This window comes from Bifidobacterium sp., from assembly GCF_022647885.1.
In the GTDB taxonomy this organism is placed as follows: domain Bacteria; phylum Actinomycetota; class Actinomycetes; order Actinomycetales; family Bifidobacteriaceae; genus Bombiscardovia.
Genome location: NZ_JALCLM010000001.1, coordinates 228,842 through 250,958 on the forward strand (window position 1 = coordinate 228,842; position 22,117 = coordinate 250,958).

The 22,117-nt window shown below is 45.1% G+C and carries 19 protein-coding genes; 12 read left to right on the plus strand and 7 right to left on the minus strand.

Going from position 1 to position 22,117, the window contains the following annotated elements; translation table 11 throughout:
- Positions 1-1,447 precede the first annotated feature (1,447 nt).
- The 4 genes from LKI20_RS00960 to LKI20_RS00975 form a co-directional block, all read right to left on the minus strand.
- The gene (locus tag LKI20_RS00960; protein ID WP_291768616.1) at positions 1,448-2,923 is read right to left on the minus strand and encodes a lipopolysaccharide biosynthesis protein; all 1,476 of its coding nucleotides are present in this window, start codon (positions 2,921-2,923) and stop codon (positions 1,448-1,450) included.
- Between the two features lie 7 nt (positions 2,924-2,930).
- Positions 2,931-4,106 (minus strand): glycosyltransferase, encoded by a 1,176-nt coding sequence (locus LKI20_RS00965; RefSeq protein WP_291768619.1) that lies wholly within the window; start codon positions 4,104-4,106, stop codon positions 2,931-2,933.
- 341 nt (positions 4,107-4,447) lie between these two features.
- Positions 4,448-5,278 carry a DUF4422 domain-containing protein gene (locus LKI20_RS00970; RefSeq protein ID WP_291768621.1) on the minus strand — a complete coding sequence of 277 codons (831 nt, stop codon included), beginning with the start codon at positions 5,276-5,278 and terminating at the stop codon, positions 4,448-4,450.
- A gap of 503 nt (positions 5,279-5,781) precedes the next feature.
- Entirely contained in the window at positions 5,782-7,356 is a 1,575-nt protein-coding gene (locus LKI20_RS00975; protein ID WP_291768623.1) for a hypothetical protein, read from the minus strand.
- Between the two features lie 682 nt (positions 7,357-8,038).
- On the opposite strand from LKI20_RS00975, the gene LKI20_RS00980 reads away from it, so the two are divergent.
- The 3 genes from LKI20_RS00980 (at position 8,039) to LKI20_RS00990 (ending at position 10,769) form a co-directional block, all read left to right on the plus strand.
- Entirely contained in the window at positions 8,039-8,362 is a 324-nt protein-coding gene (locus LKI20_RS00980) for a hypothetical protein (RefSeq protein WP_291768625.1), read from the plus strand.
- A 12-nt stretch (positions 8,363-8,374) separates the two neighbouring features.
- The gene (locus LKI20_RS00985; RefSeq protein ID WP_291768627.1) at positions 8,375-9,214 is read left to right on the plus strand and encodes a trypsin-like serine peptidase; all 840 of its coding nucleotides are present in this window, start codon (positions 8,375-8,377) and stop codon (positions 9,212-9,214) included.
- Between the two features lie 295 nt (positions 9,215-9,509).
- Positions 9,510-10,769 carry an ATP-binding protein gene (locus LKI20_RS00990; RefSeq protein WP_291768629.1) on the plus strand — a complete coding sequence of 420 codons (1,260 nt, stop codon included), beginning with the start codon at positions 9,510-9,512 and terminating at the stop codon, positions 10,767-10,769.
- Positions 10,770-10,832: 63 nt separating this feature from the next.
- Here LKI20_RS00990 and LKI20_RS00995 read toward each other — a convergent pair whose 3' ends face one another.
- Positions 10,833-11,510, minus strand: coding sequence for a DUF4143 domain-containing protein (locus LKI20_RS00995; protein WP_291768632.1), 678 nt, complete (start codon positions 11,508-11,510; stop codon positions 10,833-10,835).
- 600 nt (positions 11,511-12,110) lie between these two features.
- Here LKI20_RS00995 and LKI20_RS01000 point away from each other — a divergent pair.
- From LKI20_RS01000 to LKI20_RS01025, 6 genes are all read left to right on the plus strand, one after another.
- The gene (locus tag LKI20_RS01000; protein WP_291768633.1) at positions 12,111-12,569 is read left to right on the plus strand and encodes a PTS sugar transporter subunit IIA; all 459 of its coding nucleotides are present in this window, start codon (positions 12,111-12,113) and stop codon (positions 12,567-12,569) included.
- A complete protein-coding gene (locus LKI20_RS01005; RefSeq protein WP_291768635.1) occupies positions 12,566-12,871 on the plus strand; it encodes a PTS sugar transporter subunit IIB in 306 nt (101 codons plus the stop codon). The genes LKI20_RS01000 and LKI20_RS01005 overlap by 4 nt, the downstream gene beginning before the upstream one ends.
- Positions 12,868-14,259: a PTS ascorbate transporter subunit IIC gene (locus LKI20_RS01010; RefSeq protein ID WP_291768637.1), complete on the plus strand. Its 1,392-nt coding sequence runs from the start codon at positions 12,868-12,870 to the stop codon at positions 14,257-14,259. The genes LKI20_RS01005 and LKI20_RS01010 overlap by 4 nt, the downstream gene beginning before the upstream one ends.
- Before the next feature lie 134 nt (positions 14,260-14,393).
- Positions 14,394-15,128 carry a GntR family transcriptional regulator gene (locus tag LKI20_RS01015; RefSeq protein WP_291768639.1) on the plus strand — a complete coding sequence of 245 codons (735 nt, stop codon included), beginning with the start codon at positions 14,394-14,396 and terminating at the stop codon, positions 15,126-15,128.
- 125 nt (positions 15,129-15,253) lie between these two features.
- Positions 15,254-15,556, plus strand: coding sequence for a type II toxin-antitoxin system RelE/ParE family toxin (locus LKI20_RS01020; RefSeq protein ID WP_291768642.1), 303 nt, complete (start codon positions 15,254-15,256; stop codon positions 15,554-15,556).
- Entirely contained in the window at positions 15,553-15,831 is a 279-nt protein-coding gene (locus tag LKI20_RS01025; protein ID WP_291768645.1) for an addiction module antidote protein, read from the plus strand. The genes LKI20_RS01020 and LKI20_RS01025 overlap by 4 nt, the downstream gene beginning before the upstream one ends.
- 122 nt (positions 15,832-15,953) lie before the next feature.
- Here LKI20_RS01025 and LKI20_RS01030 read toward each other — a convergent pair whose 3' ends face one another.
- Positions 15,954-16,604, minus strand: a complete 651-nt coding sequence (locus tag LKI20_RS01030; protein ID WP_291768648.1) for a GntR family transcriptional regulator — start codon at positions 16,602-16,604, stop codon at positions 15,954-15,956.
- A 177-nt stretch (positions 16,605-16,781) separates the two neighbouring features.
- Here LKI20_RS01030 and glyA point away from each other — a divergent pair, with 177 nt between their 5' ends.
- Both glyA and LKI20_RS01040 read left to right on the plus strand, forming a co-directional pair.
- Positions 16,782-18,131 (plus strand): serine hydroxymethyltransferase, encoded by a 1,350-nt coding sequence (glyA, locus tag LKI20_RS01035; protein WP_291768651.1) that lies wholly within the window; start codon positions 16,782-16,784, stop codon positions 18,129-18,131.
- 134 nt (positions 18,132-18,265) lie between these two features.
- On the plus strand, positions 18,266-19,405 hold the full coding sequence (locus LKI20_RS01040) for an endonuclease/exonuclease/phosphatase family protein (RefSeq protein WP_291768653.1): 1,140 nt from the start codon (positions 18,266-18,268) through the stop codon (positions 19,403-19,405).
- A gap of 117 nt (positions 19,406-19,522) precedes the next feature.
- Here LKI20_RS01040 and LKI20_RS01045 read toward each other — a convergent pair whose 3' ends face one another.
- Positions 19,523-21,205: a sugar transferase gene (locus tag LKI20_RS01045; protein WP_291768655.1), complete on the minus strand. Its 1,683-nt coding sequence runs from the start codon at positions 21,203-21,205 to the stop codon at positions 19,523-19,525.
- A 241-nt stretch (positions 21,206-21,446) separates the two neighbouring features.
- Here LKI20_RS01045 and dcd point away from each other — a divergent pair, with 241 nt between their 5' ends.
- Positions 21,447-22,037: a dCTP deaminase gene (dcd, locus tag LKI20_RS01050; RefSeq protein WP_291768658.1), complete on the plus strand. Its 591-nt coding sequence runs from the start codon at positions 21,447-21,449 to the stop codon at positions 22,035-22,037.
- Positions 22,038-22,117 lie beyond the last annotated feature (80 nt).

Sequence of the window (22,117 nt, forward strand, 5' to 3'; positions counted from 1 at the left end):
GACTATGCAACTATAATGAGCATATCAAATTTACCCCGCACAGGAGTTATGTTGCTAAGAACGTGAGTTGTAAAGTTATCCAAAGCTGTTGACTTCACAGTAGCTAGAGTTTTTATCTTCAGAAAGAATTTGTGGAGAACCTTCTACCTATAATTCGATTAACAAGAACCGCGTTTTTCTCCTCAATGAATCCAGCACAAATACCAAATCTCTCATTTTTATCGCAGTCAATATTCGAGTATAAACTGGACTGAGTTGGGATTCTTTCAAACTTCTAGAAGCCAAGCCTCGACCAATGAGCCGAGTTTAATTCCTTGATGATTTCTTACAAAATCACTCATCTTAATATCAATCGCAAAGGTAAATCATTAATTAGTGCTGACACACCTTGCGCACAAAGCATAAAGACACAAGAGTAACTATGTAATCTGCCTGCAGTTGAGGAAATACTGGTCAAAATTTTCAATATGGAATTAGGAATTTCGTCCTCGCGTCTCATCGTCTATTTTCGACACGTCCGATAGCTAATCAGATCACCGTGACGCTTGTGTCACTCCTGTCGAACACAGGTATACTCCCCACTTTGCGGATCAGAAGGCAGACTTGGGAGAGATAACAGTCAGCAGTTCTCATGCTGTAGAAGCCTTTCTTTCACAGTAGCAGAGTAACGAATCTATCAGCTGGTTTGAAACATCTAAAGCGAAGTTGTTGATAACATGTTCTGAACCTACTCACAGTTTTAGCGATACAAAACACTATTGGCTACAACAAATGAGAAACAACAGAAATACTACTTACTCTCAACTCATTACGGAACCGAGCTGGTTCTGCGACAAGACGACTCAACCATAAATAGTCTGCTTCACCCGTAACCAAGTCTTTTCAACAGTACAACTACACGAGTTATAGATAAGCTTTCATGCTTTCACACGCTTGGCGCGACCATGATGTTAGATCACCCCACCCCAAAGCATTTTTCAAATTGTTTTAACACATTGATTGAATAAACCACATAGTAGAGTTGTTACCGCGGAGAACGTTTATCTAGAAATATCAACTTAATGATTTGCTATTTTTTAGACTAGCTTTATCGCTTTAATACTCCAATTCGAGAACACGATAATACAGAATATTGCTCTTCAATTATCCAAACACGTTGCTTATATTGCACGGCTCTGGAGATATCTGGGCAAGAGAGGTCAACTCGTTTGAACAAAATCAACAAATATTAATAATCTACTCAGGAATTTAGCAACAACCACGTACTGTTCTGATACCCCACCAATTTTCAACGCTTTATAAGTGAGGTACAAAACAATCCGTTTAGAACATTGAACTTTCCCCTATGAATATTAAAATTTTCTGAGCAGGCTGTGCAAACAATTACTTTTCCTGTACAACCGTACTAGGTATCCATAGTTTACAATTGTTGAAATTCCCCAGGTGGTTAGACACTCTTGCTCTTCCATAAAGAAGCAAAAATCGACATTTTACCTGTGCAAAATAACCACAGACAATAAGCTGCTACGAAGGTGAGACCAAAAACCAATAATGATAAAAGAAAATGCTCTGCCAATATCATATAGTGGAACTTCAATACAGCGAGCGGAATGAAAATAATTACTGCAGGGCAAAGTGCGGACACAATCGGTTTAAAAAACTCAATTATTGAGTGCCCAAACGCCTTCACTGTAGTGTAGTATGCAACGGATATTGTCTGAAGCACGAAACCTATCGTAATGAAAGCAGTCAGCTTATTCAGATCATGAGTGAATGAGCCGATAAGAAGCATTCCGAGCATCGTTGTAGTAGCTACGACTCCTTGTCTAAACAAATAATCGGTCCTACCTGCACTCTGCAGAATTCCTCCTGTAATGTTATTAACCATCTGGAAAGTGATGCTTGCGCAGAGGATTACAAACAATGGAACACTCGATAACCATTGACTGCCGTAGAAAAAGTAAATAATTTCTTTACCACAAAGGATGAAAGCAAAAGAAATTACAACACCTAAGGACGATAGCAGAAAAATCAGCTTCATCTGTACCTGATAGATCTTTTCTCGATCATTTTCATATTTAGCCAGATACGGTTGAAGTATAGATCCCAAAACGCCGGGGATAAATTGAATCGGATAGCTAGTGAGCTTATATGATTTATCGTACAAACCAAGGGCCACTGAACCGAAAACTTTTCCGATGATTAGGTGATCAAGGTTTCTCGAGAAGTAATTGACGATGCCAAAGCCTGCCTGATACACCGAATATTTAGCGACTAATTTGAGCGGCTTAATTATTACAATATCGGTTAAATTAATTTCATCCTTAATACTCACCACATTCCAGATGAATATACTTATTGAAACGATGTTTATATTCCAAACCAATGCCATCGTTCCTGCACCCATTACGGCCAATATTATCGCAACTATTCCACCAATAACAGTTGTAATGATTAGCCTGATACCGATAATGTCGAATCTTTTTTTCTTCAACAAAATTCCGTTAGGAACCATATTCATAGTGCCAAACAAAATCGAAACCGCTGACCAAGCACACAAGGAAACATAACTTGGTTCATTAAAAAACTGAGAAATCGGAAATCCGAGTGCTACGAAAACAACGGATAGAACTATTCCGAGTATAATCGAAAAAACAAATAGTCCCCCGTAATCACTTTTTGTTAACTGCTTATACTGGATTATTGCCGGGCCTAATCCCATATCACCTAAAATTCCAAACAAATTTGTAAAGATAGCCACGCCAGCCATTACCCCATATTCGTTGGGCGTCAATAAGCGTGCAAGAATAGCGGTTAGAACTAGCTGGAGGATAACGTTTGCATATCTAGATGCGAATTGCAGAATCGCTGCTTTACGGAAATTAATTTCTGTTCTTTTAGACTTTCCAGGAAAATCGTTCATCTTTTTTTTAGGATTCATTAGTTCTCGACTCTTGGAGAGGCATTAATAGCCGTTCCCATACTGCTGTTATTGCTGATACGGAGAAAAAGGCAGAACGCGAAATCCCCAATCTGGCGTATTTCTCTCTCAACTCCCGGCTCACCGTCAATTTTGAGATCTGCTCCACTAGTGATTGCACATTCCCTGACTTAGCCAATAACCCAAATTGGCCATTTTCTGTTACCTCGCGAAGAGCTGGAGTGTCAAATGCAACAACAGGTAAACCGAGACTCATTGCCTCAACCGATACCAATGAGAAACCTTCCCAACGACTTGGCAATATGAAAATGCTGGAATTCAAATAATGTCTGAGTAAATCAGATCCGAATAAGGCACCTTTTAGTATGATTTTCCCACTCAAGTCGTTTACACGTACCAGCTCAGTGAATTCTTTAGCATCGTTTCCACTTCCAGCGACTGCTATCTTCCAGCCATCGGGTAGGCTCTTTGCAACAGCGATCAAATAGTCTAACCCTTTTTGCTCAATTTCAAGCCTGCCTGCAAACGCAATAGTTTTCGAATCCAAATTAGCAGACTGTGTAGATGGTTGGATCGTCAAAGGATTATGGACTAAATAACAGTTCTGATTGTACTGACTCCAACGCTGCAGTGTATATTCTTCAAGGCAAATGACACCGTCAGCCGCATTAACGTTTTCGCAAAGTTCTGTTTGCTGATCCACAAAGTATTTGTTCATATAAATATCAAAATTGTTGTGCATCCATAGCAATACACGCAAATGAGGAAATCGTTTTTTGATATGTGCTGTAGCAAACAAAAATTCCGGATTCAATATCACTGTGTCATAACTGTTTGTTTTAAGAACTTTATACAGTTTCGAGACACAAAACGGATTGAGCAAATTTGGGATGATTTTCTCCACCAAGTGACGAAAAGATCGTTCGACAAAAGTAACAGGAGTCAATGCACTGTTGATAACAGGGCACAATGTTTCATATTTTGATTCTCTAAAACTTGTATTGAGGAGGGTAACGTTAAGCCCTTCGTTGTATAGCGATCCTGCAATCACACTGGTAACCCGCTGTATTCCACCTATTTGTAAGTTAGAAACAGTAAAAAGAATCTTCTGTGAGTTCTGGGAAAAACGCTGATACTCCCATGCTGGTTTCCCGACATTTGTCATCTTTCCTCATTTACAGTTCAATTGCCCATTCGACAAACAACACCTAGCTAAGGTTATTCTCGCGTCTATACAAGTGGTCTCTCTCTTCTTGTGAAATTTGTTGTGTTTTGCGTTGCTGGAGGGATGTAATTTATTGAACAGCGTTTTCACTAATTAACGATTGCAGTCAGCATTAACCTCCGGATTTAGTAGCGATTAGAGCATGAACCACATCAACTATGAAATTAGTCAACAAAGCCTTACTAAAATCGCAACAGTAGAAGCAACCGTTCAAGGTGCCGAATATCTGACAGCTCAATAGCAAGCTCACTCATTCTTATAAAGGTATGTCTGAAACCCCATCAGAAGCTCTTCCCATACTTCTTCAAACCAAGCTTAGCTAACAAAAACGAGCTCCCCTTGTTAACCCAGTTCACTGGTTCAGTATTCAAAACAGGCAATTCACTATAGCTGTATCCATTCGTCTCTAACCAGGGATCAAGCAAGCGTTCACTCACACGACCGATATATCTCGCATTAAATGGATCATATTTGCTGGGATCGAGCCTGCGCTCAAGCTCAAATAACACGGGGAACATGTATTCACAGTATTCATCGAATTTCGAACCACTCATGATGAACATGTTGAAGATGTGCGCACTTTTCGATTCCATGAGGTGATCCCAAGCTGGCAAATATGCTGGTCTCATGTCACTCAATACCTCACGGCACACATCGAACTGTTCTGCGTGAAAGGTATGCGCATAATGTGAATAGACCGATTCGATGTAATAGTTCCGTTTCCGAGCCACAATAATATCGTGGTCACCGAGCAACTCCATCACTTCTGATTGACCGACTATTCGGTCGAACCTATCCTTTTTGAATATCCGTGAAATGCTGGAAGTGGCAAAATGCCTACGATAATGCGTAAGCCCCTTATACTCAGACTGCTCATTCTTCCAGAGCCAATACAAGCCTGTAAGTTCCGAGTAAAAAGCATTTCGATCAGAGATATTGTCACCTGTATTATCCCCCAACATCTCAGGAAGAACATCGGGGTGAAGTTCTGTACCTACGTGAATAGGCACGTACATAGGGTCAGACGGCATGCGATAAGCTTTATGCGTTGCAACCACTACTGAAATTTGTTTGTGCAAATTCTGCGGTTTGATTTCGCTTACACCTGACATTTCTCTCCCTAGACCACACGAGTATTGCAAGCCATACAGGAAGTACTTTATCCAACAGATTCAGATATCCATAATTCATTGAGTTTACTTGTGGACGCGAGCACTTTTCGACCTTAATACATAAATTCTCTATTGAGGTTCTCCAAATAATAGATGTCCCCTTTCAACCTATATTCAGCTTCAACGTTTTTCGCCGTCAATTATGCGAAACATCTCCACTCACCTGACGCCATATACACCTAGTCGAAGGAATATAGATATCCACCGATATATAACGGAAGAAAAAGCTGTGCAAAACTCAAACTTCGCAAAATCTAATGCATCCTCTTGTGCATCTTGTATATGTGTTTCCACACGAAGTAACACTAAGATATTTACACAGCCCTCGCTACAACGGCAGCGGCGTCAATACCTATGACCCCTGTCCGCGTTAAATCATAGCCAGGAAGGCAAATGGTATTAACCACAGAAATTCTTCACCTCGTGTTGAAAACGATTGAGGATTAGAGTCCCTTGATACCTGTTTTCTTGCTCTCTTCGAATAGCCGTTCTTCAATTTTGAATCGTTCTTCGAGATATTTATCTACAGTTGTCTGAATATCCTCCACGCTTCGAACCAGCGATTTTCTTTCAGATAAGTTTCGCTTGTAAAATTCAAGGTAAAACGCTGCACGCGCACACTGGCAAGGTGTGGACCTTCCTTTCACAACTTCGGGAATGAGGTACTTCTCAATATTCTCCTCGAGATTCTGATATAAATCTGATGTATTAAGAATCAAGTGGTAGTTCTGAAACCATTTATCCTCTGACTGAAAACCTTTAAGCGTTTCAACACTAGTATCCGAAAACAGATTGTTTTCAAGGTAAAGTGATATTAACACTTGATTCTCAGAGTATAAGACCGACTTCTCATTGTCCTGTGCAATATCTCTAAACTCCGCAATTGAAATAGCATAGAAGTAGTACAGTTGTGCATCTTGAAATTGATCTTTTAATACCTGCGCATATCGTAATTGAAAAAACTCTTTAAGCCTCCCCATTTCAAAGCCAGACATATCTTTAAATCTATCAATCGAGTAGAGCATCGCCTCAGGGGATGTCCTAAAAATGAAGCAGAGCTGATGATAATCATAGTCTTTAACATTAAATTTTGATAATTCCAGCGTTCGAAAATATTTCGTTTTAAAAAAATTAGTTATCAATATCCTCTTTTTCTTTAGTTCCGCAAGAAGAGATGATCGGTACACCAACTGATTGATGAATACAAGCTTATTGTCATTTTTCTTATCGTTATAGTTCCTGTTACACCCAGCAACAATTCGTTTCCAATACCTTGCTATTACATTATCTGAATTAAATGTTTCATAATCCCAAATTTGAGTTTTATTGTCATTCGCCTCTAAATCAAATTCGTCGAGAACTAATCTAAAAATTTCTTCAATCATAGAGATATCGTCTGAATTACAAAAGAAGTAAAAATCATCCGAAAAATATGAGAACTCGCATCTTATCTGCGCATCCTGTAACTTTTGAGAAATCCTCTTGCTAATTTTTACAAGGTGCTGTTCAGCAAAATACAAAGATAAGTAGTTTCCCATAATTAGGCCATTCGTAGCACCAAAATTCAGATTCGTAATATATCGATCTGAATCATTTTCATGAAAATCTAGATAATGCGTATACAATCTTCCATAAAATTCATGTATATCAAGCTTAACCAAACAATCGTAGATACAAAGTTTATTGAAATCATCTTCAAGCTGCCGATCAAACTCACCGATTGAGAAGTCGCCTATTGTGAGATCTGCGGACAGTCTTTTGTGTTCGTCCATTTCAGGGAGAGAATAGAAATTATCATAGGTATGTAAACGATTTTCTGCCACTCGAAATGACAATATGTTCGGGATTTTCAAAGTCCTATAAGAATTGTCTTCTTTTTGTACACGAAATTTAAATGGCTTAGTCCAACATGTATCTTCTACTGTCTTACTAGTAAAATCACTAGGCAATATAAGATTATCTATATCAAGAAAATGTCTTATTGTATTTCTAAAATTATATAAGTTGTTAATTTCCATCAGGTCTTCATTCTCCTAACCGTTGTGAATCCTATCTAACGAGAAAAACTATTTTCATATCAAACAAGCACCACTGCATGCATAGCTAATACTATCCTTTGCAAGGAACCGATCTCAACAAGGACAAGATCTGTAGCCTGTTGTTCTAACATACCTTTATAGAATAAAAACTAAGAAGTCACCAGAACAACTGAAACCATCTGCGCGGGCACATCCTGCGCTGTTCCGCCAAAAGCGGCAGTTTACAATATTTGTAGCATGGGCGACCCCTCCGGACTCCCACGAGTATATTTGTGCGACTTGAGGAATACGTAGTCCAACCAACCAGGCACCCGAATATTGCAGATCTTGTGAATACGAGATCATTTTTGCTATGGCAAGAAGTGTTTTTAACCCGCCAGTATACTCTCTCTATCACGAAACTGATGAATTCACGATCCCTGTCACCCCTGAACCAAACCCTCTGTAACCGCAAACAATCGTAGAGGGAGTCAGACATACTTCTTTAGCTTCATACATAAACGCTGCGCCTCACATATTCAGATGAGATGCCTGAAAACAATCCCTTTCCACACATAGAAAACATAGAATGTCGTATTTTATATATATTGTATATTTATGTAATATATATAATCTATACATTTTGTATAGATACTTTCGATAGTAAAACGAGGAACTCACTATGGGATACCGCTATATCAAACTCAAGAATCGTGGATCATACGTCGCACGGACGAAACTTTCCTGGAGTGGCACACAGGACGGCAATGCTGGAACGGGAACATACGAGGAGTCCGGTTACCACGATGTGCTGGTATATGGAGAACGTACCATCGATATGAAAGACCAAGCACATTTTCCAGATGGTGCTGCGGTAACTTTTACTTGCTTTGTGGTGGCAGGAAGAGACAAGACTGCCTCATTCACCTTTAACGAACAGCCCGGTGACACGATCACTTATCAATGTGATGGCACCACCCTATTTAACTCACTCAAACAAGTCTAGATCGGCACCATCATGAGCAAAACTTACAGCGAATCCGGAAATGTCAGTATCACCCTTGCCGACAGTGAAGCCGAGAAGGTTCGAAACTACTGGACTCCCGAACGCAAAGCAGCAGCACAGCCAGCCGAAGAAATCGTTATCGACAGTGCAGGAGAACAGCCGCAACCGCTTAAGATTGCTCCTGCCAACATATCTGCCCAACCATTCAGCACTGGCGGAAAGCTGTTTTTTACCAGCTCAGGGCAAGATAAAGTCGCTTCAGCAGAATTCTGCGACGACACCCGCATCGCGCTCACCGCAGCACATTGCATCAGGAACAGAGATACTGGAGTATGGTCTGAGAATGTTCTATTCGAACGAGCTTATCGATATGGAACTTCAGCCGAGGAATATACAGCCAATACTCTGACATGCCGTGAGGATTGGACAGTCACTAAAGAGTGGCAATGGGATTTCGCGTTCTTCGTTACCAATAAGCCTTCTCCGATTACTCCCCTGCCTTATGCACTGAATATGCCATTCGCTAGGGTTACTCAATTCGGATATCCTGTGGCTTATGACGATGGAGAAGTCATGCAAACCAGCGATGGCAACATAACAAGAAATGCCATTCCTGACCTTTCAGACAGCAGCAATAATGCGCGCAACAGTTCAACTGTTGGAACCGTAAAGATGGACAACAACCCTGCAGGCGGAGGTTGCTCAGGCGGCGCATGGGTCGGCATAGGAACAACCACCGTAGCTAGTCTTAACTCTTTCCATTTCACCTCTGACCCATCTACCGAATACGGACCCGTCTTCGGAGCAGAATTCCAAAGCCTCTACGCCTTTACGAAAGCAAGAATTTACTAGCAAACCTTTGAAGCAGGTTACCTGATTCAAATCCCGCCACTCACAGTCAAAATTGCGTGAAAATATCAGGGTGTAATATCTCCAAAGCATCCCCGATATCTATTTCATATATCACGCTTTACACATACTCAATCCTGAAGTACGAACAACCCAAATGATTCCTAGACGGCCCATTTGCTGCACTGAAACAAACCTTTCGCATTTCTGTCTATAAAGCGATTTTTTGTACACCCAATGTATTATTTTTTATACATTACTTGTACGATTTTTTATACATTCGATGTATGCTTGTTCTATGAACACATATATTCATCGACCGATTGCGGATGTATTGCTCAATGCCAAACGCAAGGTAGTAATTCTTGAAGGCGCAAGAGCAGTTGGGAAAACGCTCATGGCCGAGAGTCAGCTCGTACCGGCTGGTTTCTCCTACGAAACACTCGCAGATATGAATACCTTCGAACTTGCTCAGCACGATCTCAGCGCCTGGCTCAAAAGCCTGAACCTTCCGGTCATCATTGATGAAGCCCAGCGTATTCCATCGCTTCCTCTTGAAATCAAAGAAACCGTAGACAAGATAGCCTCACAAGGTATTCAATTCCTTCTTACAGGAAGCGCGATTATCAGCAGAAGTGGCTTAGACGGGCAGGATCCGCTGGCCCGTCGTGCACAGCGTTTTACTATGAGTCCTTTGACACAGGGGGAGTTTCATCACATTCCAGGAAGCATCGTGGATGACCTCTGGAGTGCGGAGCCAAATACGAATTTCGAGCAAGAGACGCCACGAGCGGAACTCTATGATCTTATGGCTGCTGGAGGATTCCCTGAATACTCCGGCCAGTATCCCCAATATGAGGAGTGGGAACGTGAGCGTCTTATCGCTGATGATATCCAAACAGTGTTAGGCGACACCATTCTGCCCGATGAGAAGCTTGATGCAGTTATTGCGGGAAGTATTCTCAGCAAACTGTTGTGCATGCCCGGCGGCATTCTGAATGCCAGCGCAATGGGAGATTCCCTTGCCTTGGACCGCAGGACCGTGGATCGCTATATCAGCATTTTCATTCGTCGATTCCTGATCCACGCATTACCTAATATCAGAACCGCACCCAACCGACAAAGCTTCACGCGCTCGAAAATCCATCCGATTGACACATCATTAAGCGTACAGACGATGCTTTCCAAAGGCACGGATCCTCTGATGTCCCCTGTTGCCTATGGCAATCTTCTGGAGTCTTTCGTCATTAACCAAATCGTTCCAGCAATCCAGTGGTCACAAACACACCCCGACTGCTTCTACTGGCGCGAACCTGGCAATCACCCCAAAGAGGTTGACCTCGTAATAGCAAGAAGGCAACAACTCGTGGGCGTTGAAGTGAAATCATCATCCACCATCAAACGAGATGATTTCAAGGGCTTAGCGGAATTGGCGAAGGACTCGCGTTTCCTGCGTGGCTATCTCGTATACACAGGATCGAAAATTATGAGATGGGCCGACAACCTTTGGGTTCTCCCCGTAAGTGCATTATGGAACTCGGCAGCATTCACTCGCTAGCGGCAATCGCACCATCGGAACCGATGCTTGGCAGCACCTTGCCATTGCCGACAACTGACTGCCCTAGAATATCGGATTCGCTACCTCCCGAGGCACCCCAAGGGGATAACGTGCACACCAGAAGGCAGCGTTATAGGCGTATTCGGTCGCGGTGACGATTGCCAGAAACGCCGGATCCCCAACCTTCGCCGTATCGACCTTATGATTCTTCAACCTCAGCAAATGTTCTTCAGCCTCGGGTATCTGTGAGCTGTCCAGCTTTACTTCTATACCCGCCCACGTATCTGGATAATCGATAGCTACATCAATCTCAAGTCCTGCATCATCTCGATAGTGGAATACTTCTCCACCGTCTCGTGAGCTTAGCGAACGCACATCGCGCACCACCATCGACTCAAAAACAAAACCGAAGTATTGTGGCTGCATCATCAAACGCTCAGCGCCAATCTTGAGACTCGCCAAGGCTATTGAAGGATCAGCAAAGTGAATTTTCCCCTTCTTGCGCAACCGAGATCGAGAACGCACATCTACACTCCATGCTGGAAGTGGCTCGTACACGAACACTCGCTGCAAGGAATCGAGATCGGCACGCAGCGTTTTCTCATCCACACTACGTACATCGCTATTCACCTCGGCAAGAACGCGAGCATTTGTAGCTTCTCCCGCGATGTTGCGTGCAAGAGATTGAATGGTTCTTTCAACCCGTATTGGGTCATAAATTTTTTTCTCAGGCCCTTGCAATTCGATGTGAATAAGATTGTCAACGTAACCGCGACTAAAAACGGAAACCTTCGCCCCTCCTTGCCCAACTAGCGCAGGCCACCCATAACGGCTAAGGCATCTGAGATTTGCTGGTCGACACTTCGAGAATAATATTTCACATACAAATACTATCGATCAATTCAATAATTCCCTGTTTTGCAAACCACAAATTCCCTATTCTGCAAACATTATGAAAGTACGCATTGCTTGGGTTCTACTGATGTCGGTGTCTTGTTATGTCTGGCTGATGCGCCTGCGCACCTTAGCGACATTTCCCAGAGCTGTCGATACGAGGTATGCGCCTCCTTCATCCATGGCTGCGTTGATGTAGTCCACTAAATACCAAACGTGAATATACGACAGAAACTCCGCCGCAAAATTCATTATAACGTTATGACATTATGATGTTATAATGGTTTAACAGTTCAACGCCGAGATTCCTTACCGCAATACTCGTCAGATTTCTTAGTGCTGAACCACTTGTTTCGCCAAAGAAGGCGTGCAAGAACACAGATCGATGGCAGGGTAACTCAGTGCTGAGCGTCTCATGTGTCATCCCTTCGTTGCAAAGGAGCTACGGTGCTTAGTCAGTATTTCGGAACCGGCACGATTCTCTACTCACCGAGTGTGTCTGGCTGGGAAGAGGCAGTTGATCGCGTAACACAACCCTTGGTATCCCTCGGGAGCATTCGCACTGAATACGTCGATGCGATCAAAAAAGCAATCGTCTCTCCTGGGGGCACCTACATCGATCTTGGATATCAGATTGCACTGGCTCATGCTCGTCCAGAAATGGGAGTTGTGAAAACCTCACTTTCTGTATTGCACTTAGCTCAACCGTTCCTGCTGGCAGATTCACCAGAGCATCCCATTTCTACACTGTTCTGTCTTGCGGCAGAAAGTAGCGAGCGCCATCTTGAGCTTATGAAAGAGCTCGCTTCGCTGTTGAGTGATGCACAGTGGCGCCAGCAGATTGAATCAGTCAGCACTGAAGAAGAATTACGGTGTGTTTTCACCAAGGAAGAGAGTGTCTCATGAAATTTTTATCTGTTTGCAGCACGGGCTTGGGTTCAAGCTTCATTACGCAGCTCAATGTTGAGAAGGCGTTAAAACAACTTGGCGTGCAAGGTGTTGAAACCGATCACAGCGATCTTGGCTCCGTTTCTCAAGGTGATGCTGATGTCATCGTCGTGGGACGAGACATTGCAGAAGCAGCCTCTGGCCTAGGCGATGTGATTGTACTCAATAGCCTCATCGATATGAATGAAATAACGCAGAAGGTCTCTGCGGCATTGGAGCGCCACGGCATCGCCGTGCCAGAAAAGGAGCAGAAGCAATGAACGGCGTACTTAAGGTACTTCTCGACATTTTTCGTCAGCCGGCAGTAATCGTCGCCCTAATATCTCTCATCGGTCTGAGCGTGCAACGTAAGCCGCTCACCGACATTATGAAAGGAACTATCCGCACATTCGTTGGATTCCTAGTACTCGCCGCTGGAGCAGGAGTAGTTAGTGGAGCGCTTACGCCTTTTGGAGATATGTTCCAAGAAGCTTTCCACGTTCAAGGAGTAGTGCCAAACAATGAAGCCATCGTGGGCACAGTGCTAGTCCAATATGGTTCTATTGCTGCATTGATCTTCTTCCTTGGCATGGTTATCAACGTGTTGCTGTCAGCAACTACACGCTTCAAATATGTATACCTCTCAGGGCACGTAGCCTTTTATATGGCCACTATGATCACAGTCATATTTGTTGCTGCAGGCTTCCCAACGTGGGGAGTACTTCTTTGGGGATCTATTGCGCAAGGTCTCATAGTGACTCTATCGCCTGCAATCGTGCAGCCCTTCATGAAGGACGTCACCGGAACCGATGATGTTGCATTAGGGCACACGGGTGGAGCTGGTATTGCACTCGGCGGTCTGGTAGCCAGGCTCACCAGGAGCAAGAAACACCCATCGAAGTCAACAGAGGATATTCACTTCCCCTCTGGCCTCGGATTCTTGCGTGATACCACTGTTATCGTTGCGCTCTCGATGGGCATTATCTACATCATCGTTGCACTTTTCGCCGGACCAACATACATCGAATCCAAACTGAGTAGCGGTGAGAACTTCATCGTGTTCTCAGTTATCCAAGCCGCAACCTTCTCAGCCGGTGTATTCATTATTCTCGCCGGCGTGCGCGTGGTGCTAGGCGAAATCATTCCTGCGTTCAAGGGCATCAGCGAGCATTTGGTCAAAGACGCTAAGCCAGCTCTTGACGTTCCTGTGACCTTTACATTCGCACCCAATGCGGTAATGATAGGATTCCTCTCTAGCTTCGTCGGAGGCATTGTAGGCATGACGATTATGGCCGTGGCAGGCACCACCATCATCATTCCTGGAATCGTTGCCCACTTCATGACCGGCGGCGCCACAGGCGTTATTGGCAATGGTGCCGGAGGACGACGCGGAGCAATACTGGGATCCTTTGTCAACGGTCTTGCTATCACCTTCCTACCGCTGCTACTGCTACCCGTACTTGGCAGTGTCGGCCAAGAAAATGCAACCTATTCTGACGCAGATTTCGGCGTTGCCGGCGTATTCCTCGGATATCTCAACCGTGGTGGTGGGCAAATCGCCATTATTGCAGGATTGGTTATATCGGTGATTCTCGTTTATCTTGTTTCATTCCTCATGGGACGGCGCAAAACCGTAAGCGAACAACCAAGTAAGTCAGTAAGTAAGTAAGTAATAAATAGGTAGGCACTACAGGCCGCTCTCTTCTGAACATCGAGATAACCTCAGTCGAGGGTGGCCTGCACCATATCCAAGTAGCGGAAAGTAATCATCACCTCAGATCCGTCAACCGAAAGGAGTGACCGATGGAGACGAATATCGGCATTCCAAAATACATCACCGTCAGAGATCATCTGCGACTACGACTCAAAGCAATGCAAACAGGCGAACAGCTACCAACCGAGTCAGAACTATGCACACAATACAATGTCAGCCGCATCACGGTACGCCGGGCAGTAGAAGATCTCATTCGCGACGGTGCCCTGGTACGCAAACAAGGTAGCGGAACATTCAAAACTAAGGACGATCCCTCAACCGGAGAAGTGCTGAGCGAACATATACGTGGATTTTTTCGGCAACAATCCGATCTTGGACGAGAGGTATATACCAAGGTATTACACAATAGAATCATCACCGACCCGCACATTGCTGCAAAGCTCGATATAGCTGAAGATGCTGAAATCATCGAATTAGAGCGCCTGAGATATGTGAATGGTGCTTTACAACAACACGTCTTCACCTATCTTCCAGCACAGAGATTCGCTGCAGTTCTTGAACATGATTTTTCTCGGGGCTCACTTTACGAGTTTATCGAAAAGTCCTATGCGATTGAGCTCTCTCGAAATGAAGTGGTTGTCAGAGTTGAAAAAGCCGGCGCTGATGTCGCTCGGCACTTTGATATTGCCGAAGGGACAGCTTTGTTAGCCATGGATTCAACGGTGTTTGATACCTTCGGCTCGACTATCGCATTCGGCATTGCACTTCATCCACCGGAGCACAGCGAAGTCAGATTCATCATCACCAACCGCACAGGCATGTAACACTCATAGGTAGTTACCGAGATATCTGCATACTTTAAGTGCGGCAAGAAGCTAGAACCGTCGAGTGCACTAGATGAACAATGAACCCGCTTGACGAATTGTCTCCTATAGGAGACAATCTAAATGTGGATATCATCGAAACTGACACGTACTCACACTGGTTCGACAGTCTGCGCGATTTAAGAGCCAAAGCAAGCATTGATGTCACTATCCGAAAGATCCAGCTACACGGACGATTGTTGGGCGATGTGAAAGCTGTAGGCGGTTCAGTGAGCGAGATTCGTTTCCACCAAGGCCCCGGATATCGCGTCTACGTCACAATCGAACATTCGACACTACTCGTCCTTCTGGCCGGTGGAGACAAATCCACACAAAACAAAGACATACGGGCGGCACAACGACTAGCCAAAGAATGGAGAACACGATGAAAACGCGAACATGGGATGTCAGCGAACACCTCGACAGCGAAGAAGCAATCGCCGCATACCTCAACGCAGCTATCGACGATGGAGATCCGACCCTCATACAAGCAGCGCTAGGCGACATCGCCAAGGCCAAAGGCATGAGTCAAATTGCACGCGAGAGCGGCATGGGACGCCAATCTCTGTACAAAAGCCTCGATGAGGACGGCAACCCATCATTCACCACAATCATCAATGTGGCAAAAGCCCTTGGGTTGAAACTCACTTTCGCCACCATCTAAGTACAACCAGAGCATGGAGGCAGTTGGTAGTTCAAGGCTATGGCATAAGTTGATGAGCTATATAGAACTCTGGTCAACCAAGACTGTTTGACACATACTAGTCAATATTTCGAGGATACGAATCACTCAGAAAGTGTTAACCAATTTTCGCGAGAAGCCTCGGCTGCTCGTTGAGCATCGTGATCTTTCAGCGCAGCAACAATTTTGGCATGCTGCTCCACTGAATCTGGTGTCAACAATGAATCAAAATGAAAATATTCAGCTCGCCGCAGCAAGGGCATAACCTGCTCAAGGGCATTCACCAGGGTTGGGTTGTCAACTCGATGTATAGCAACCTGGTGGAAGGCATCGTCGGCCTCTATTGCCTGCCCAGCATCGGATTGTTCAAGAGCTAGCTGTAATTGCTTATTCGCCAACAGCATCTGTTGCACATCTTCATCGGTGATATGTATGGCAGCTTCTCGAACTGCCAAAGTATGTAATGCCTCAGCAACGAGTACGGCATGATTCGTGGTCTTCGGATCAATGCTGGAAACGATAGTAATACGACCAGGGACAGTACGTACTAAACCAGATCGCTCAAGCCTAGCCAAAGCTTCTCTGACTGGAGTGCGAGAAATGCCAAGCCACTGCGCTATCACCGTGTCTGTAAGTTTCTCACCTGGTTTGAATTCGCCACGTACAATCGCGGAGCTTATACGATCATATGCTTCATCGCGCAAGAGCTTTCTTGGCGTAATAGCGTCAGCAGATGAGAGCACAGGGATAGGCATGCCTCATATTCTATCTGCCCAGCCCCATACATGCTCTTTTGGCAGTGTCACTCCGGTCTTCTCCTACGGAGAATGTCCTCAGTTACAGCTTGGAAATATCGCAGTAACAAGTGATATGCAATATATTGCATACAACATATTGATATATCTACTGCCACTGAGCAAGGAGAATCACTGATGTCTAATCCCAACAACGCTAACGAACAATTTGAGGTCCACGACAGAAACGTGCTCGCAACTGCACGAGACATTATTGACTCCTCCCCATCACTACGCTTAGTGCAGCAAGAAGTAGTCAATGCAGTCAAACGCAATGCGATATGGCGTGGAGAGGAATGCCTCAATCTTCTGGCACCCGAAGCCCCGACAAGCCCTGTAGTCCGGTCACTACTCTCTAGCGAAATCGGCACACGAGCCGCGGAAGGACACATAGGCGCAGTCCAACGCTGGTTCGTGGGCACACGATATATCGATGAAGTCGAGTCTCTATGTGTCGAATTGCTCAAAAAAGTATTTAATACCAATTATGCAGACCATCGACTCATCGCTTCAATGCTCGGCAACCTCACGGTATACACGGCGCTCACTAAACCTGGCGATACGATAATGTCAATACCGCAGCCAACCGGCGGGCATTCAGCAAACAGAGTTAATGGACCTGCAGGCATTCGTGGCCTCAACATTGTTGATATTCCTCTAGACCCCGTGTCTTTAGAAGTTGATTTGGACCAATTCAAGAACATTGCACAACGCGAAAAACCAAGCCTTGTGGCCTTAGGCGCTTCCATGACACTGTTCCCCTTCCCGATCAAACAAATTAGTGACATCATCGCTCCCTGGGGCGGGAAGGTATTTTTTGATGGCGCACATCAGCTGGGATTGATTGGAGGCGGTCAATTTCAGGATCCCCTGCGTGAAGGTGCAGTGGTCATGACTGGTTCAGCAGGAAAAACCTTTAGCGGACCGCAAAGTGGGATCATCGTTTGGAATGATCCGGAACTGACTGCCCCAATTGCAGACACTATTTTCCCGACAATTGCCGCCACCCACCAAGTCAACAGAGTTGCTGCACTGGCAGCAGCTGCGGCGGAGTTCCTCGCTTTTGGCAAAGAATATATGGCAGGGATTGTCTCAAACGCACAATCGCTCGCGCAAGCGCTTCACGATCGTGGAATTACTGTGCTCGGTGAAGATCGCGGGTTCACTCGCACACATCAGGTAATACTTGATGTAAGCAAATACGGTAACGGTCTTGATGTGGCAAGAACACTTGAACAAGCAAATATCATCACCAACAAAAACCTCATTCCTGGGGATCAACCTGAAGATTGGGATCGTCCAAGCGGCCTACGAATTGGGACCACCGAGGTTACGCGCTTTGGAATGGGTTCCGAAGAGATGTCCGTCATTGCAGATCTAATCGTCGATGTGCTTGAGCAACGAAAGCCCGTTGATGCGGTGAAGAAACAGGTCACAGAGCTGAGAAAAGCATTCCCGAATCTTCAATACTGCTTTGAAAGCGACTGATACTACGAGAGCATGGTTACTGTGCGTACTCTTTGTAGATAATTGCAACTCTCAAGCTTCTTTATTCTCCCTGCGCTAGGCTCGGTGTCCAATAACGCTTGCATACCGAGCTTCAGCAATCATCGGAGGATTATATGGGATATACGCTGCCAACACATGACGGCGATACCCAACCCATACCTATTCGTCAGGAGGATCAACCCACAAACGTTGGGAAACAAGCGGCTGTACAAGCAGAAACAGCGCGACCAGCAAAACCGCGTCGTCAACCTCAACACGGTTTTCTTAGCTTCATCCTTTGGCTTATTACTGCCGCTTCCATCGTGGTTATGGCGATGCGAGAAGTGCCCAGCGACCTCGCCAGCATCGGTATTATTCCACTAGCGGTGTCATTCGTGCCATGGATAGCATTCGTATCCCTTGCCGCGCTACTCCTCGCACTTCTCTGGCATCGTCGTGTGCTCGCCGTAGTGAGCATTCTATGCCTAGCCTTACAACTATTTTGGCACTTTGGATTCATCAAACCAACCACTACAATCTCAGCGCAGGCCGAAACAGCCGTCGCAAATTCAACGCTGAATACCACAGATAAATATGCTCGAATCATGACCCTCAACACTCGCACGGGTCTAGCAAATGTCAACGAAATCGTCCAAACAGTCAAAGAGCAACATGTGGAAGTTCTCGCTTTACAAGAGATGAGCCAAGGTTTCATCCAAAGACTCACTGCGGCTGGCATATATACTGTGCTTCCACACTCTGTAATTGCTAGTACGAAACACGGAGATAACGGTGGCGTCAACGGTCTATGGAGCGCTGCATCGATGAGCAGCAAGAATCCAAATCTTATAACTGTTGAGGCATCCAGCATTCCTGCGGCTTCTATCACCTTGGGCACTACGACCGTGCGTTTTGGATCAGTTCACCCTAACTCGCCTACCAGAGGTAAGCAAAGTGTTTGGAGTTCAGGGCTGGACTCCATCAGTTCACTCAAGAATTACGACCACACCTACGTGCTGATGGGTGATTACAACTCCACTTGGGATCATTCCAGTTTTCGGTCTCTACTCGGTAGCCGTTTCGTAGACTCGTCGCAGCAAGCTGGCGAAGGATTCCACATGACGTACCCCGCCAACTCTAAGATTCCAGCAGTGATTGAAATCGACCACATTGTGCACGACAAAGGCGTAGTAGTAGGCGATATGGAAACCGTAGAAATTGCAGGAAGCGATCACAAAGCACTACTAGCAACGCTAGAAGCCACAAAGGACTGAGCAATCTCAATGCGTACGTGAACCAACATCATTGACACAGTTCTATACCGTTGCCAACTACACAGCTCAGGTGAATGAGTCTGTCAGATGCGTGGAAAGCGCGAAAGAAGACTGTTCTCAGTAAGAACCGACTGCGCGAACAACTGCTAGCACTGTTTTCATCAAAATTGCGAAGTCCCCAGTAAGCGACCAATTTTCGATGTAATTGACATCTAAACGCTCCGACTCTTCTCTACTGAGATCAGAACGCCCCGAAATCTGCCAAGGTCCTGTGATACCAGGTTTAACCAACAGTCGTGTCGAATACAGCGTGCTGTATTGATCAACTTCGTAATCTCTTTGTGGACGAGGACCCACTAATGACATATCACCCTTGAGCACATTGAAAAACTGCGGGAATTCATCCAGAGAGAATTTTCTGATGACCCGACCAACTTTGGTCACACGAGGGTCATCTTTGACTTTGAACAATGCGCCATAATCCTGACCATTCTCTTCAGCCAGTTTGGCATCAAGTTTGTCAGCATCCAACACCATAGATCTGAATTTATAGCAGTTGAACGGTACGCCATTCTGGCCTATTCGCTCTTGCTTGTACACAACAGGGCCATGATCCTCATGTTTAATGGCCAAAGCTACGGGAAGCATTACCAAAGGGATGCTGAACAATAGTGCAATTGACGATCCCACTATATCGATAATGCGTTTGACAACCCTTGTCGCTATGGAATATTGCGGGAGGCTTGCAGTAAGTACTTGCTGTTGAGACGAATCACGTAGGTAGAGCTTATGTCCGCTCAAATCTGCTACAGAAACTGACACTGCAAGCTCGATGCCCAATGACTCTACCGCTAGCGAAAGAGCATGCAAGGTCACCGATTCACGCTTCAACACATCAGTCACTAGGAGTGTCTGAGCCCCCATTCTCATGATTGTTCTAGGCAGATTTGCATTGAAAGGTAGCACCTTGATTTCCGCAGCCCCTGGAATATCTGGGTCTGGGCAGAAGTCTGTGAGAATGATGTCTTCTTGCTCACCTTGAGTTTCAATTGCGATAGGGCACACTGCAATAGCCTCATAACCTAGTCCGGTGGTGGACTTCAAGGTGTGTAAAGTACGGTTAATGCCTGCTGATGATCCAAGAAGGACTGTCGAATACCTGCAACGCCCCTTTCGTCGCTTCCAGTGTAAAGACCGGCGCATCAACCATCGCGACACGCATTCGATAACACCAGCCAATAATGACGCAGCGATGATTGCGGTACGAGGTAAATCCAACTGCAACATATACACCAAGCAACTTGCTAATACCACAGCGAAGAATGTGGCATTGAAAATCCTGGTATATAGGTCATAACCTTCAGAAACAATATGTCGCTGATATGTTCCTGCGAAAAGTAGGCACAACAGCCAAAGGCCGCACTGCAAGGCTAAATAAGCTCCGAGTGGCATAGAGTCCTCAAGAGCGTTGAATGCGTTGGGCCTGATACCCAAGCAAATTGTTAGCGACAACAACATAGCAACAAGATCAGTGGCTACTAGAGCTGAAACGAACCAATACCGCCAAACTGGTGTTCTATTGAGGAAATGTTTGGTTTTAGAAGCTGAGAAAGAATCTGTGAAAACTGAATTACTGAACATCATCGTTCGTTTGTGCCTCGTTTTAGCACCGATGAGAGGCTCATGTGGTGGACTTTTAGGCATGCGGATTGTTGGCGCCTCTTCTATGGCGTTGCCACTCACTGAAGAGATATTCCGCTCTTCAGAGGCTAGGTTTTCTTCCAGCGTGCGCCTATACACAATTCCTCCCACTCTCCACCTTTTATCAAGATACTCCAAGAAAACACTATTAGGGTAATAAAAGTTGTTTTGTGCTTACTTTTTGGAAATACCCATACGGTAGAGAGCAGAGCGGCTACTCGCTCAAGGCTTTCGGCCAGCAGTCTCAACAGTCGTAATAGGTCTGAATACGTTACCGCAATCCGATTATCATACGAACAGCTAGACTGGCTTCATACAAAGAATACAAGAGGAGTGAATCATGCTGTTGAGTGACCGCGACATCATTGCCGCACAGACCCAGGGTGGAATATCCTTAACCCCTTGGACCCCGGAAATGGTTCAGCCAGCTAGCGTTGATGTCCGACTGGATCGTTTCTTCCGTCTATTCAACAACCACGAATACACTTATGTTGACCCTGCAGAAGATCAAGGTGCTCTTACCGAACAATTCGAGGTTGCCCCTGGCGAACCGTGGATCTTGCATCCTGGCGAATTTGTGCTCGGATCAACTTGGGAGTATGTCAAGCTTGATGGTTCCATCGCTGCACGGCTTGAAGGGAAAAGCTCACTCGGCCGCTTGGGGATACTTACACACTCCACAGCAGGTTTCATCGACCCAGGCTTTGAAGGACATATCACTTTGGAACTCTCTAATGTGAGCACGTTACCGGTAAAACTCTGGCCAGGCATGAAAATCGGTCAGATGTGCTTCTTCGAATTGTCGTCTCCTGCAGAGCACCCCTACGGCTCAAATGGCACGGGCTCGCACTATCAAGGCCAGCGTGGTCCAACACCTTCACGCTCTTTTGTGAACTTCTACCGAGCAGATGTCTCGGAAAATGCAGAATAGGACTACTGCATTGCGATTGTGTAGGGATTTATAAGAATTCTTATTACAAAAAAACGGGGAGATTGTTGATATTCCAACAA

Excerpts from the sequence above, each read along its gene's own strand:
- dcd (WP_291768658.1), top strand. The coding sequence starts at position 21,447 with ATGCTGTTGAGTGACCGCGACATCATTGCCGCACAGACCCAGGGTGGA.
- LKI20_RS00960 (WP_291768616.1), bottom strand. The coding sequence starts at position 2,923 with ATGAACGATTTTCCTGGAAAGTCTAAAAGAACAGAAATTAATTTCCGT.
- LKI20_RS00980 (WP_291768625.1), top strand. The coding sequence starts at position 8,039 with ATGGGATACCGCTATATCAAACTCAAGAATCGTGGATCATACGTCGCA.
- glyA (WP_291768651.1), top strand. The coding sequence starts at position 16,782 with ATGTCTAATCCCAACAACGCTAACGAACAATTTGAGGTCCACGACAGA.
- LKI20_RS01010 (WP_291768637.1), top strand. The coding sequence starts at position 12,868 with ATGAACGGCGTACTTAAGGTACTTCTCGACATTTTTCGTCAGCCGGCA.
- LKI20_RS00975 (WP_291768623.1), bottom strand. The coding sequence starts at position 7,356 with ATGGAAATTAACAACTTATATAATTTTAGAAATACAATAAGACATTTT.
- LKI20_RS01040 (WP_291768653.1), top strand. The coding sequence starts at position 18,266 with ATGGGATATACGCTGCCAACACATGACGGCGATACCCAACCCATACCT.
- LKI20_RS00970 (WP_291768621.1), bottom strand. The coding sequence starts at position 5,278 with ATGTCAGGTGTAAGCGAAATCAAACCGCAGAATTTGCACAAACAAATT.
- LKI20_RS01025 (WP_291768645.1), top strand. The coding sequence starts at position 15,553 with ATGAAAACGCGAACATGGGATGTCAGCGAACACCTCGACAGCGAAGAA.
- LKI20_RS01015 (WP_291768639.1), top strand. The coding sequence starts at position 14,394 with ATGGAGACGAATATCGGCATTCCAAAATACATCACCGTCAGAGATCAT.
- LKI20_RS01005 (WP_291768635.1), top strand. The coding sequence starts at position 12,566 with ATGAAATTTTTATCTGTTTGCAGCACGGGCTTGGGTTCAAGCTTCATT.
- LKI20_RS00990 (WP_291768629.1), top strand. The coding sequence starts at position 9,510 with ATGAACACATATATTCATCGACCGATTGCGGATGTATTGCTCAATGCC.
- LKI20_RS00985 (WP_291768627.1), top strand. The coding sequence starts at position 8,375 with ATGAGCAAAACTTACAGCGAATCCGGAAATGTCAGTATCACCCTTGCC.
- LKI20_RS01030 (WP_291768648.1), bottom strand. The coding sequence starts at position 16,604 with ATGCCTATCCCTGTGCTCTCATCTGCTGACGCTATTACGCCAAGAAAG.
- LKI20_RS00965 (WP_291768619.1), bottom strand. The coding sequence starts at position 4,106 with ATGACAAATGTCGGGAAACCAGCATGGGAGTATCAGCGTTTTTCCCAG.